11 protein-coding genes are annotated in these 12927 nt (G+C 61.7%); 1 reads left to right on the top strand and 10 read right to left on the bottom strand.

The window, feature by feature from the left end; all coding sequences use genetic code 11:
* Positions 1-142 precede the first annotated feature (142 nt).
* Positions 143-766, top strand: coding sequence for a hypothetical protein (locus tag CFB47_RS21355; RefSeq protein WP_089441846.1), 624 nt, complete (start codon positions 143-145; stop codon positions 764-766).
* 85 nt (positions 767-851) lie between these two features.
* Here CFB47_RS21355 and CFB47_RS21350 read toward each other — a convergent pair whose 3' ends face one another.
* The 10 genes from CFB47_RS21350 to CFB47_RS21310 form a co-directional block, all read right to left on the bottom strand.
* Positions 852-1073, bottom strand: coding sequence for a SymE family type I addiction module toxin (locus CFB47_RS21350; RefSeq protein WP_089441845.1), 222 nt, complete (start codon positions 1071-1073; stop codon positions 852-854).
* Positions 1074-1660: 587 nt separating this feature from the next.
* Positions 1661-2092, bottom strand: a complete 432-nt coding sequence (locus CFB47_RS21345; protein ID WP_089462184.1) for a hypothetical protein — start codon at positions 2090-2092, stop codon at positions 1661-1663.
* Positions 2093-2162: 70 nt separating this feature from the next.
* Positions 2163-2432: a hypothetical protein gene (locus tag CFB47_RS40590; protein ID WP_143330851.1), complete on the bottom strand. Its 270-nt coding sequence runs from the start codon at positions 2430-2432 to the stop codon at positions 2163-2165.
* Between the two features lie 199 nt (positions 2433-2631).
* Positions 2632-2841, bottom strand: coding sequence for a hypothetical protein (locus CFB47_RS21340; RefSeq protein ID WP_060314343.1), 210 nt, complete (start codon positions 2839-2841; stop codon positions 2632-2634).
* Positions 2842-2852: 11 nt separating this feature from the next.
* Positions 2853-7196, bottom strand: a complete 4344-nt coding sequence (locus CFB47_RS21335; protein WP_256946733.1) for an RHS repeat-associated core domain-containing protein — start codon at positions 7194-7196, stop codon at positions 2853-2855.
* Positions 7193-7651 carry a DcrB-related protein gene (locus tag CFB47_RS21330; protein WP_089441842.1) on the bottom strand — a complete coding sequence of 153 codons (459 nt, stop codon included), beginning with the start codon at positions 7649-7651 and terminating at the stop codon, positions 7193-7195. Before CFB47_RS21330 ends, CFB47_RS21335 begins: the two co-directional genes overlap by 4 nt.
* A 17-nt stretch (positions 7652-7668) precedes the next feature.
* On the bottom strand, positions 7669-9807 hold the full coding sequence (locus CFB47_RS21325) for a type VI secretion system Vgr family protein (RefSeq protein WP_089441841.1): 2139 nt from the start codon (positions 9805-9807) through the stop codon (positions 7669-7671).
* Positions 9808-10212: 405 nt separating this feature from the next.
* Positions 10213-10725: an OmpA family protein gene (locus tag CFB47_RS21320; protein WP_089459017.1), complete on the bottom strand. Its 513-nt coding sequence runs from the start codon at positions 10723-10725 to the stop codon at positions 10213-10215.
* A gap of 86 nt (positions 10726-10811) precedes the next feature.
* On the bottom strand, positions 10812-12080 hold the full coding sequence (locus tag CFB47_RS21315; protein ID WP_089441840.1) for a diguanylate cyclase domain-containing protein: 1269 nt from the start codon (positions 12078-12080) through the stop codon (positions 10812-10814).
* Positions 12077-12793, bottom strand: a complete 717-nt coding sequence (locus CFB47_RS21310; protein WP_089462183.1) for a YfiR family protein — start codon at positions 12791-12793, stop codon at positions 12077-12079. The genes CFB47_RS21315 and CFB47_RS21310 overlap by 4 nt, the downstream gene beginning before the upstream one ends.
* Between the last annotated feature and the right edge of the window lie 134 nt (positions 12794-12927).

Raw genomic sequence — 12927 nt, 5'->3', positions numbered from 1 at the left:
AATCCAGCCAGCCTTCCTGTGAGTCGTATACCCAGCGCCTCGCAGTCGCTTCAGGGCCGCCTCGACGCCCGTCCGTCGCCCAGCCGCCAGCCAGTGATCTGCCGTTTTTTTCTCATCGCATATCACCTGCTTCGGAACGCTGATGAATCACCCTTTCTGCCTCTCTTCCGCCGCCGCGCTTGCTTGTGCGTTTTCTGTTTCTGCTGTCGATGCTTCCGGGCGCGACTCGCTGACCGATCGGTCGGTGGGTGCCAATGTGTTTCGGTCGGAGCGTAGGGCTGCGGCTCGGGATGACGGGCATGCGGCGCGTATGGGCCACGGTCGCCCGGAGTACGCCGCGCCGATGGAGCCCGGTCCGTTCAATACGCCGGATACGCGACCGCTGCGGGTGACGGGCGATGCGCTCGTGGTGCCGACGCCTTCGGTTGAACACGAGCCCGATTTTGTATTGCCGTCGAACCGAGTCGCGCTCGGCGCGGGTGGGAAGGATAGTTTTGGTCGCGCGGTGCCTGGATATGAACAGCGCGCGGAGAACTGGAATGAATACCTGCGCGCTAACGGATCGCGGCCTGCTGGTAGCGGCGGTTCGTATGCGCCGCAGCGGCCGTACGATGCGCCGCGCGGTCCGCATGGCGCGCCGAATCCGTTCGATCCTTCGGTGCCGCAACCGGAAACGCGGACGTTCTATGACAACGGCGCGGGGACGAAGTGCACGGCGACGGGCGGTGCGGGGACGTCGCGGTCGTCTTGCAATATTGGTTGGTGAGGGGCGGCAGTAAGCGGCAGCAGCAATCCCACCACACGCGCTGCGCGACATCGCGCAGCGCGGCCGCATCCTGCGGCGTTGCCTCTTACAGCTGCGTGATGATCAGCCTGCCCGACTCAATCGTGATCTGAGCCTTTCGGCCCGGAACAAATCCAGCATCGTTGACCAGCCACATTCCACCGATCTTCATATACGGATAAAACTTCTCCGGCCTGGGTTCCATCGTTTTCGGGGAACCCCACATTTCCTGGATCGTTACGAAACGTTCCGTCTTCGGCGGCCGTGCTTTATGATTCGCCTTAGCCATGGGCAACTCCTGCTTAGTTGGCTGTGGTTAGCGGGTCGTGAGTGTTGGTAGCACTTGCGGCCCGCGCTCGTTTACTGCGGCGTTTTTATGGTTTGGATTCCTCCTTTGTTGGTGGATCGATGGGAGCGATGCTTCGATTGAGGATCAGTGCGTGTGGCACTTCCGTTCGCGCGCACTGCACGCAACACGATCATCATCAGATGGACATTTCACATTAAACCATCGTTTGCGCGCATTTAAGCGCACGTTAGCCATTGGGCATAGGCACGCGGATCGGTCAGTTTTCTGGTTATTGCGCGTGTTGACGGTAATGGCGAGCATATCGACTCCTGCGCCATCTATTCGGAACACCATAGCGTCCGAACGTGACGATTTGAAACAGTTCTACGAGTTCTGACTCGACAATGTGCGCCGGGCTCGATACTTGTGTAGCCAATGCAAGATCTTTTGAGCGCGCACGTCTATGGATGCCACTTGTGCTGAGCGTGCGAATCCAGCAGCGTTACAACGCGCGGTCGATCATCTATCGAAGCTTGCACCTACGGTTTTCCTGCGAGCCGCCACACCAGAAACGATTGACTGGATACCTAAATGCCGAAAAACCACTCGATGAATTCATTGAAATTATCCCATCGAGCATTCAAGCCACCATTCGACAATTTCTCCAAATCCACACCCAACCCGATATCGAACACCTCTTCGGTTTGCGTGTTGTAGAAAAAACCTCGCCCGCCCGAAAACGAATCCATCGGCATGTATGACTCCGGCACATTGAAAACATCGCGAGCCATCCTCATCCTACCAGCATAATCTGATTTGCTTAAAAACCAGCAAACTTGGTATATTTCACCGTTTTTCGAAATGAACGTCGGCCCATCCTCGACATGCAGATAGAACAGTGAAAAATCTGACGATATATCGAACCCAATTTTCAAAAGAGCATCGCGATACGCCGGCTCGACATCATCAAACCACCAACCTTTATCTCGACAAAAAGAGATAATTTTACTTGACAACATATTAATCCCGATAATGCTCGATATTTATCTCCGATCTGTTTCGCACTAGCATACTATTTCCGGTATGCCTCTAGGGATTAGCCGTGGCCATCTTCCAGACGCACTCAAAATCCTCTCGTTTGATTTCGTCATTTGGGGAAATTTCAAGCTCTTCCTTCACTCCATCAAAGAGCAAGAATCCTATCTCAGGATTCCAGTCACCGACCGACGAAGATGCATAGAGAACCCCACCCTGGGGATGGCTAATCTGACGTGTTGCGACACCGTCAATAAATTCTGTATAAATCCATCCGGAACCACATGGAAATTCCGTCATCGAGCGAAAATATTCCATTCTCATGATTAACTCAATCCATCGCACTCGCGCAACCACCATATACGAGCCGAAGCAGCGCAGAGTGTATTTGCAAGTAGATCCTATGATGCAAGCCAAGCAAATTAGTTAAATTTGAACCGGAACTGATGCCATCCTCACGGCGCTTTGCATCGGGTTACCTCCAACATCCCAAGAATACCCCCGACAACCTCATTTACATAAGTTACAATTGAATCGGCCTATACGAGAGAATTTTGTCCACAACCTCCTCAAGTGACATATCCTCGTATTCCTTTTGAAAGATATAATCCATTGCATAAGGATCGGCCACACTTTTATTCAAAATCTCCACGTCATTTTCAGCCTCCTCATCGGAGGCGTAATTTGACTCCCTCATCCGCCCAACCAAAACAATCAGTTCATCCCTATTCATCACTTAACCTCTCAATAATGGTACGAAGGATCCAGCACTTCAGCGTGATATCGAGGCGTTACGATACGCAAATTATCCATATCATAGACACCCCCACCGTGCTGAATCGGTTCTATATGATGAAGCACATACGATGTGTTCTTCCCCACTCCCTGAGTAACCGATGCCTTCGGAGCCAATCCATTTGTCATTCTCGACACGTTGGACTTCGAGAACTGACTACTCAGATCGGGATCCATTGAGACTTCCTTCCAAAATTCTGATCTGAAATGGTCAAAATCTCTAAAAGAGCGTCCCTTCATCTTTTTTGCAATCGACTCCGGAAAGGCACCGGCGTTCCCATGGGTACCGCGTAGCCATCTTCCGGGAGTCACTTTACGCCCAGCTCCTGTCGCTTCGCCCGGCCCGCACCTCAAGCCCCACGGGTCAATCCAGCTTACCGGGTTCGGCGCGTACATGTGGAGGTTGATGCCACCAGCAAGTCCAATGGGATCATGCGTGATGAATCGCCCGATATCCGGATCGTAGAACCGGAAGGTGTTGTAGTGCAGCCCGGTTTCACGATCCAAATACTGCCCTTGGAAGCGCAAGTTCTGTGGTCGCGGTGCATGTATCGCCGTCGGCGCGGCCACCGACACCTCACCCCAAGTGGCTGTCGACCTCTGAGGCGCCCGCGCGATCCACTCCTCCTGCACCGCATTACCCCAAATCTTATAGCGCGCCTGCCAAACCAGTTCGCCACCAGCGTCAGTCAATTCCTCGGGCAACCCCGATACATCGTTGTGGAAGTAGTAAACCGCATCCCGCCCATCCGCATCATTAGCCGCCGCCTTCCCTTGATCGATCCTGGCAAGCGGCACATAACTATTCGACTCGTACAAGTACGTCAGCGCTTCCTCGCCCTGACGATCGTGATACGTTTCCTGCACCAACCGCATGCCGTCCCACAGGAAGTCGGTACTTGCATACCCCCCATTGAGCTTCCGAATCCGCCGACCGAACGCGTCGTATTCGAAATGCGTCGTCCCGACACCCAGCCGGTCCTTCGTCACGACGGTCTTCAACTGATTCCAGTCGTCGTACTCAAGCACCAACTCTTTGGCCGGCCCGTGCCCGCTCAACTTGCGAACCAGCCGTCCATAAACGTCGTATTCGAAGCGCTTGTCCTCGAACATCTTGAGCCGGTTGTGCTCAACGAAGCCTCCCGGGTGATCGCTCGACACGAGGTTCGCCGCCGCGTCCCAGCGAAACACTTCCGACGGCAATCCGGGCCCGACCGCCTGTTCAATGCGACCGGTCGCGTCATAGCGATAACTTGTCGTGCCATAGCGCAGATCCCGCTTCTGGATCACGTCTCCCGCAGCATCGTATTGCCACTGCTTCGCCAGCAACTCGTCCGCCGCCCTGCCTCGCTGCGCAACTTGCCGAGCACGACGGCCAACCGCGTCATACCCGAAATGACTCGTCAGCTTGCCTTGCGTCCGCAGAACTTCCCGATGCAAATCATCGCGCTCGATGTCCGCAACAGCAGTACCGTCAACGCGGATCTGGTGAACGTGTCCCGAACCGTAATGCAGCCAGTCGATCGTGCGCTCACCTGAAATCGTGGTGCTGACGCGATTGCCCAGCTCATCGTAGGTATGCGCAAGCCAACCCGTCGGCATGTATTCCTCAAGCACCTCCCCGCGCGCCCCGTACTTCAGACTGACCCGATTCTTCAGCAAAGGACCACGAGCGGCCAGCGTGTACAACTCGGCCGACGCGATTCGGCTCGCCTTGTCGTACAGGTATCCACAGCGCTCATGCGTGGCTTGCTTCGCCGTCAGTCGACCGATCGCGTCGCGCTCGTATAGCGTCTCGATCTTGCCATCCCGCACGACCGTACCTTGGCCACACACGTCGTATTCGTATGTGCGCTTGTGGCCATCAAGCCCGATCTGCGCAGCCACCAAATCGCGACGGTCATACTGGAAGCGATACGACTCACGATTTTCGTTGGTCAAGCTCGCGAGCCGGAACGCATCGTCGTACCCGAATCGCACCACACGATTAGCCGCATCGGTACGCGAAAGCAGCAACCCGCGCGGATTGATCTCATACCGCGTGCTGCGCTGATTCGCATCGACGACTTCGACGAGACGACCGGCCACGTCATACCGGAACGCCTGACGAGCACCATCGGCCGTCCCGATCGCCGTGACCCGCCCCATCGCATCCGTTTCGTACACGGTCGACTGCCCGGCCGCATCGGTCACACGCGCAAGCACACCGCGTGCGTCATACGCAAACCGCGTGACCTTGCCGGAACAATCGGTATACGACGTCAACTGCGCACGGCCATTCCACTCGAGGAACTTGTACCCGCCCCGCGCATCGCGAATCGTATGCACGAGCCCACGGTCGTCCCGGTGATACTCGGTTGCAAAACCCGCCGGATCACGCGTCATCGTCAAATTGCCGCGATCGTCATAGCGGTAAATCCACCGCGAATTCGCCGGATCGGTTTCCGCTACAGGCAGGTCGTAGTACCCATTCCACTCGGTCCGCTCAACCTGGCCAAGCGCATCGATGCGCTGCGTCTGACGCCCGCGCTCGTCATATTCGAAGCGCGTCGTGTTCCCGGCCGGATCGATCGTGCTGACCAACTGCCGCTTTGCGTTCCACTCCAACTGCCACACGTGGCCTTCGGCATCCGTATGGCTCGTCGGCTGCTGATCTTCATTCCACGTCCAGCGCGTCACGCGACCGATCTGGTCGGTGATCGTCACCGCACGCTGCGCGAGATCCGCGTCGAACGTGTACGCTTCGCCGTCGTTGGTCCAGTGGCGCACCACACGCGCATCGCGGCCGACACCCTGCCACGCATAAAAACACTGCAGGCCGCCAGGCAGCGTGTGCTGGACCATCAGCCCATGCTCGTATGCGAAGCGTCGCCCGATATGACCACTACGATCGGTAACAGCCACCAGTTCGCCGGCGTTGCCATACGCGTACCGCACCAGCGTGTCGGGTTGTTCACCGTCAACGCCACGGGTCAGCTCGATCGCGCCAATACGTTGCGGATGCAACTTGTCGTACGACAGGGTCAGCAAGCGACCGGCGCTATCGTGCAACCGTACGGGCCGCACAACCTCGTCGTGCGCTTCTCGCTCAACCTCGATCCAGTTACCGTTGCGATCCTCGAGACGCCACAGCTTGAGCGCTTCACTATCCGCGTCGGTACGAGCACGGCCGAAATCGCGATACATACCGTCGACCGTCTCGACGACATAGTGGCCACCTTCGGTGCAGATCAGGTAAATGCCTTCCGGCACGCTGAAATGGCTCTCACCCGGCAGCACGGCCGGGAACACGATATCGCGCCCCTGCTCGTCCCAGTACGTGATCGACACCACTTCGCCCCGTTCACGCGCGAGCCGCAACTCGACGCTGATCGGCACGCTCCACCCCGTCCCGAACAGGCTGTCGGCGCGATCATCGAGGCTGCTGTAGAAGCGCTGCCACACGATCGGCAGCGGCCCGGGCAGGACGAAGTCGGTATCGTCCGTGCCGTCGAGCACCTTGCTGCCGGTAATGACGTTGACCGGATGCCCCGCCGACGGCCGCGCCAGGCTACCCAGCCAGGTTCCGAACGCACCCGCCGCGAAATTCATCGCGATACACGGCACCTTGCTCTTCAGAAAGTCGCCCCAGCTCATCTTCCCGCGGCCGCACACCGCGAGCGCGATCCCAAGCGCGGCCCCCAGCCACCCGAGCCGCGTCGCCGATTTCACATCCCGCACCCGCTGCGTCCCACCGCCGATAAAGACGTTGTCCGAGCCTTCGGCAATCGTCCCGTCGCACGTCGTCTTGTCGCCGACCCGCGCGGCCGGTTGATTGTTGATATAAACGCTGCCCGACCCGTCGGCAATCATCTGCGGCCCGGGATGATCGGTACACGCAACGGTATCGAGATCGCCCGGCTTCGCCGCCCGCGCCGCCGGCTTGTCGTTGACGTAGACGTTCCCCGACCCACTCGCGATCTTGCCTTTGATCTCGGGCGGCACGAGCGAATTGGCCACCGACTTCGCGCCGTCGTCGATGGCATCGTTCATGCCGCTCGCTTCCATCAACGCGCCGGAGCCGACCGCCACGCCTACACCGATCGCAATCACAAGCGGCGTCGCCAACCCCGCCGTGCCGATTTCGAGCGCAGCGAGACCGGCGAATATCAGCCCCTCCATCGCCTCTGCCACCAACGCACCGACGATGGCGCCGCCGACCACCGACCCGACAGTGCCGACAAGCTCACCCAGGAGCGACGTATGCTGGATCGGATCTTCGAAGCGTGCGGCCGCGAAGTTCTCCGCGCTCACGACGCGTCACCCGGCCCGAGCAGGGACGGCCGCGCCGCGCGCGGCTGGAAACTGGCCAGCATGCGTTCGGCGATCGCCTGCTGTTCTTCGGTCAGCGGTGCTGCGCTGGTCAACGTCATCACCAGCACGCGGCCGGCATCGTCCGACGGAAACATCGTCTGCAGCTGATGCCAGAGCCTGCCGTCCCGCTCGAGCGTGGAATCGATCTGAATACCCGCACGGGAACCGACCGTCACCGGCCGGCGCGCCTTTTCTGTCAGCAGCTTGGCGTCGCGCGACGCGACTTCCCATTCGCGCGCGACGAACGCGTCGAGATTCTCCCCGTCGCGCAACCGCCCGCGCGCGATCACGAGATTGAGGCCGCCGGGGCCGACATTCATCACCAGGATGTTGACCGTACGGTCGAGCGCCGCGTCCGGCAGTTCGAAGGTGCCTTCGTGGATTGCGTAGTGCATGGCTGGTTTCGTTCGTATTATTTGTTGAGGTCGATACGCGTGCCGTTGATCATCACGCCGTCGTCGGTCATCAGGATCACGGAGCCCTTGTGCTCGAGGCGGATGCCTTCCGGCGCGAGCGAGATCGAGCTGTCCTTTACCTTCAGCAGGATGCCGCGCTCGGCCATGTAAACCTGTGTGCCACCGCCGCCATCCTTGGCCGGCGTCGTCACCTCGACGGTGGTCGCGGTCGTGCTGCGCTTCTCGGCGATCGTCTCGGTCAGGTTGCCCTGCGGGATCTGCTTCTCTTCACTCCCCGTTGCCACCAGCACAGTGCGCATCGGCCCCAGCACCTTGTGCGTCTCGTTGTTCTCGACGACGGTGTTCATGTCCTTCTGTGCATGCATGAAGAATTCCTGCATGCCGTTCGTGTCGGTCATGCGGATTTCGTTCGACCCCTGCCCCTTGTGCGTCTGGCTCTTGATCCCCATCGTCTGGCCGGCCGCCCCGTGATACGGGTTGCCCTGCTCGCCGTTGAACACGCGACCGACGATCACCGGGTTATCCGGATCGCCCTGGTTGAACGCAACCAGCACTTCCTGCTTGATCCGCGGAATCGCGGCCGCGCCCCAGCCGTCGCCTGCCCACGGCTGCGACACGCGTATCCACATCGAATCGGAGCCATCCTTCTTGCCGCGCCGGTCCCACGGAAAGTGCACCTTCACGGCGCTCCCGTTGGTGTAGATTTCCTCGCCCTTCGGCCCGACGACGATCGCCGACTGCGTACCGTGAATCACAGGCTTCGGCGTGCCGCGCGGCGCACGGTACGGAATCTTCTTCGGCAGCAGCGCGAAGCTGTTGCGATACGGCAGCTTCGCGCTGTGCTGCGTGTAGTCGTTCACCGCCTCGTGACGCACGTGCAGGATCACGTATTCCTGGTTGTTCTCGAGCACCGGGTGATTCGCGACGGTGACGGCGCCCGCCGTGGTCATGCGCCACGCGTAGCCGCCGCCGGTATAACGATGGGCCTGCGCCTCCTCGGCCTCCATCGCGAAACGCGCGTAACGGTTGCCGTCGTCGCCGTGGTCGTACAGCGACTGGTGCTCGAACCGCTCGGTCGCGTCGAGCCGCGCATGCTTGAGGTTCTGCGGCCCGGCCTCCACCAGCATCAGCGGCGACGATGGATTCTGGTGGTTGAAGTCGCGGAACGTGACCTTGCCCACGCCGAAGCGCCGGCCTTCATGCAACTGGTCGATGCCGCTGTCCTCGCTCGCCTCGGTGGCCGCGAACGGCACCGTCGCGAGCCCGTCGATCGGGCGGAACAGCAGGTTCGAATCGCCGATCACCAGGATGTGCTTGTCCTTCTCGTAGCGGTGCGTCCAGACCAGCCCCTCCTGCTCCATCAGCCGCGCGCAGAAGTTGTAGTAGCTCTCCTGGTACATCACGACGTACTCGAGCGGCTTCTGGGCCGTGCGGATATCGAATACGAAGTCGGAGAAGCCGTGCTCCTGGAAGATCTCGGTGAGGATGTCCTGCGCGGTCTTGTTCTGGAAGATCCGGCAGTCGGTCGAGCGCGTCAGGAACCAGAACCACGGCACCGCCGTCAGGTGATATTGCGTGACGTTGCCGGGGTTGCCGGCGCGGTCGAACGACGCGACGTAGCCGTCGAAGTAACGATCGTTGTCGGCGGCGCCCGATGCGACGACGCGTTCGAGCGTCGACAGGCGCGCCTGCTGGTCGAACCGGATCTTGACCTGCTGGCCGATCAGGTCCTCGGGGCGCAGGTCGTGGCGATGCGACAGCAGGTCGAGGTGGATCTCCGGCAACCGGTTCACGTGCTCGTCGACGACGGCAGCGCTGACCAGCAGCACGTCCGGGCCGAGCGGCGTATCGAGCGTCACGTAGCGGTTGAGCTGAGTCAGGCGCGCGGGGTTGGCGGCGCCGTTGATCGCCTCGGCAATCGCTGCGGGCGTCTTGTCCATCAGCGAGAAGCCGGTCTGCGCGAGCTGCATCGCGCGCTGGACGGTGTCGACGTGCCCGGCCAGGCCCGCAAGCGGCCCGAGGCTGCCGGCGACGCTCGACGCAACCGGACCGGCGAGACCGCCGAGCGCGCTCAACGAGCCGAGCGGACTACCGCCCATTCCAGTGGGAATACCCCCGTTCGGAGCGAAACTCATGCTTGTTCCTTCTTGTGTTCTCAGGTTCCTGGTGCCGGTTGACCGGCCCGAAGCCCCGATAATGTAGGACAAAATCCCCACGCGTGAAAGACACCTGCAAACGTTTCCGTTCAGGCCCTCGATAGCCCGAAAACAGGCCGGCGGCATGGCCGCCCGGACGCGGCGCCCATGCCGAATCACCGCGCCAGCACGCGCGGAACAGGACACAATCTGCATGAAACGTGTGACAGATCCGTACGGGGCGAGGCATCGCCCCCAGTCACGATGAAATAGTGCGAACGCTCGGAACGGAACGCGCGCTGGCAAACGCTGCCGTGCCGCTACGCTCTGCCGGTCGTCGCGTTCGATCGCGAGTTTTCTTAAACTTTCAAATTACTTTCATCCGGCCCACGGAAACCGCCGCGATCACCGCGGCGACACCACGATCGCCGCCCGCCGGTTCTGCGCCCTTCCTCCCGGCGTCCTGTTGTCCCCGACCGGATCGCTCTTCCCTTTCCCGACGACCGCGATGCGCTTCGCATCGAGCCCCACGTCGACCAGTTCAAGCGCGACGACCTCCGCCCGCCGCCTGGACAACTCGAGGTCATACTCGTCCACGCCTTCCTGGTCCGAATATCCGTAGACCCGTACCCCGTTGATCCCCGCCGAGCGGAGCGTGCGACCGATCCGTTCGACGATCCGCCGTACATCGGGCTTGAGGTTGTAGCGATCGAAATCGAACAGGATCGGCCCGGTCGAGCCGAACTCGAAACCCTGCTGGGTTTCCTGGAAACCGGCCGACTTGAGCGCGGTGACCTGCGTCTGCGTCAATCCACGATGAAGCGGCGGCGGCGTCTTGCACCCTCCCAGCAGCATGCATAAAAGCAGCGCGCTGCCGACGCACAAGCGCCCAAGCCCAACCGGAAACGTGTTGCTCATCATTGACCCCTTCGATTGCACGCGCATCGCGAGCGCTTTTTTCCACCCACTGCCGCAGCCTCGCCCGCAGCGTGAAACGATGAACCTCAAGCCGCCCCCGCGACCCCTTCCGCGAGTTGCCACGAGCCTGGCCGGGCGCGCTTGGCGCGGTACATCGCGGCATCCGCCGCCCGCAGCAAGCCGCTCGCATCCGACGCGTGATCGGGATACAGCGCAACGCCGGCACTCATCATGGTGGCCACCACGCGGCCGTCGGACAGCTCGATCGACGGCGCCATGCCGGACAGGATCTCGTCAGCAATACGACATACGCTACCCGCTTCGCGCACGGCCGGCAGCATGACCGCGAATTCGTCGCCGCCCAGGCGCGCGACCAGGTCGGCCTCGCGCACCTGCGTGCGCAGGCGCGACGCGATACCGATCAGCACCGCGTCGCCGGCGTCGTGGCCGAGGCCGTCGTTGATTTCCTTGAAGCGGTCGCAATCGAGATACAGGACCGCGACCCGCTGCCCCGTCACCCCGGCTTCGCCGAGGGCGAGTGCGAGACGCGACTCGAACTGCACGCGGTTGGGCAGCCCCGTGAGCGCATCGTGCGTCGCCTTGTGTTCGAGCGACGCGTTCTCGTCGCGCAGCGTGTTCTGCCAGTCTTCGAATTCGTCGAGCAGCGCATTGAAGTCGTCGCCGAGCTGGTTGAGTTCGGCAATCGATGCGGGCTCGACGCGCTGCGCGAACGCACGTTCGCGCCGCACCGCGTGGGCGACGCCCGCCAGCGCGCGCAACGGCGAAACGATGCTGCGCAGCAGGCGCTGCGAGCTGATGTACGCACCGATCACGCTGACGGCCAGGCAACCGAGAATGCCGCCCACGCCACCCAGCAGGAATCCGAAGAACTGATGGCCGCGGCCGCGCACGACGACGTGGCCGACGATGATGCCGTCGTGCACCACCGGCGCGGTCACGGGCCCCGGCAGCGCGAAGTCGGCGACGACGCGCTCGAGCCGCGCGATCCCGCTGCCGGCAGGCAACTGCCACGTCGCGAACGGCTGGCCCTGGCTATCCGTGACCGTCACCTGCGCGACGTCCTCATCGCCGGCGATCATCCCGATCGCCTCGGCCGCCGCGACGCGATCGCCGAACACGAGCGCGGCCTCCACCGTATAACCGAGCGAGCGCGCCAGCAGGTTCAGGTTGTTGCCGGCGTACGCACGCAATGCAATCACGGCCACCACGATCAACGACACGGCCGCCATCGTGACGGCGACGAACGCGAGGCGCAGGTGCGCGCGACGCAGCACGCTTTGCAGCGTCGGGCGCGGCACGCGCGACAGCGAGACCGGAGGGGTGGGCCGTGTCATGGTGCCCCCGGCCGCCGTGCGAGATTGAGCACGTTCGGATGCACGCGCACGCCGCTGCGTGCGACCGCGTCGAGATTGATGTCGAACGACACGCGTTCGCCGTCGACGTTGAGACAGAACATGCCGCCCGCCGTGCAGGACGGATCGTGTTCCGCAATCGTCAGCACCGGATGGCCGGCTACCGCCGCCCTCACGCGCGCGCGTTCCTCTTCGTTCAGGTTGCCCAGGTAGACGATGTCGCAGGCCATGCCGAGCGCGGGATCGTCGAAGCGCACACGCTGCACGTCGAGCAGCGTCGAGCCGGCCTGCAGCGTGTCGGTCAGGCCGCTTGCATAGTCGGGCCGGCCCGTGACGCACAGATGCAGGCGCACGGGTGTCGTCGGCCAGCGGGTAAAACTGATGATGCCCAGCACGACCTGGCGCACGGCCGTGTCGTGTGTCGCAACGGCCGGAGTGGCGGGATCGGCGGGGTCGGCGGGGCTTGCGGCCGCAACGATGCGCACCGTGTCGGACGGATCGACAGCCTCGGCGGAAGCCCCGGCAAGCACGGCCTGTGCGGCCCCCAGAACGCAAACGATTGCGACCAGCGCGTGGCGCAGCGGAGCGATTCGACCGGGACGGCCGGGCGCCGTTCGCGCGGCGATTGCCGCCGCGTCCGCTGGCGTCGCTGCAGTCGCGAGACTGGCAGCCGACGCGCACACTTTCGCATCCATGATGGCAACATCCGCTGGCGTCGCTCCGGCGCTGCCTCCCGCCTCCTTCCATGCGCGTGCAGGCACCGAATTACGCGCATGATGGCTTCATCTTAGGTAAAAATTCGCACCACCAACCAGTGGGAAACACCCGC

This window comes from Burkholderia sp. AU27893, from assembly GCF_002223205.1.
Classification (GTDB): Bacteria; Pseudomonadota; Gammaproteobacteria; order Burkholderiales; family Burkholderiaceae; genus Burkholderia.
Note: the sequence above shows the minus strand (reverse complement) of the source record. Positions and strands in the feature narration are given on the sequence as shown.

Excerpts from the sequence above, each read along its gene's own strand:
- CFB47_RS21345 (WP_089462184.1), bottom strand. The coding sequence starts at position 2,092 with ATGTTGTCAAGTAAAATTATCTCTTTTTGTCGAGATAAAGGTTGGTGG.
- CFB47_RS21355 (WP_089441846.1), top strand. The coding sequence starts at position 143 with ATGAATCACCCTTTCTGCCTCTCTTCCGCCGCCGCGCTTGCTTGTGCG.
- CFB47_RS21330 (WP_089441842.1), bottom strand. The coding sequence starts at position 7,651 with ATGCACTACGCAATCCACGAAGGCACCTTCGAACTGCCGGACGCGGCG.
- CFB47_RS21325 (WP_089441841.1), bottom strand. The coding sequence starts at position 9,807 with ATGAGTTTCGCTCCGAACGGGGGTATTCCCACTGGAATGGGCGGTAGT.
- CFB47_RS21310 (WP_089462183.1), bottom strand. The coding sequence starts at position 12,793 with ATGGATGCGAAAGTGTGCGCGTCGGCTGCCAGTCTCGCGACTGCAGCG.
- CFB47_RS21320 (WP_089459017.1), bottom strand. The coding sequence starts at position 10,725 with ATGAGCAACACGTTTCCGGTTGGGCTTGGGCGCTTGTGCGTCGGCAGC.
- CFB47_RS40590 (WP_143330851.1), bottom strand. The coding sequence starts at position 2,432 with ATGAGAATGGAATATTTTCGCTCGATGACGGAATTTCCATGTGGTTCC.
- CFB47_RS21340 (WP_060314343.1), bottom strand. The coding sequence starts at position 2,841 with ATGAATAGGGATGAACTGATTGTTTTGGTTGGGCGGATGAGGGAGTCA.
- CFB47_RS21350 (WP_089441845.1), bottom strand. The coding sequence starts at position 1,073 with ATGGCTAAGGCGAATCATAAAGCACGGCCGCCGAAGACGGAACGTTTC.
- CFB47_RS21315 (WP_089441840.1), bottom strand. The coding sequence starts at position 12,080 with ATGACACGGCCCACCCCTCCGGTCTCGCTGTCGCGCGTGCCGCGCCCG.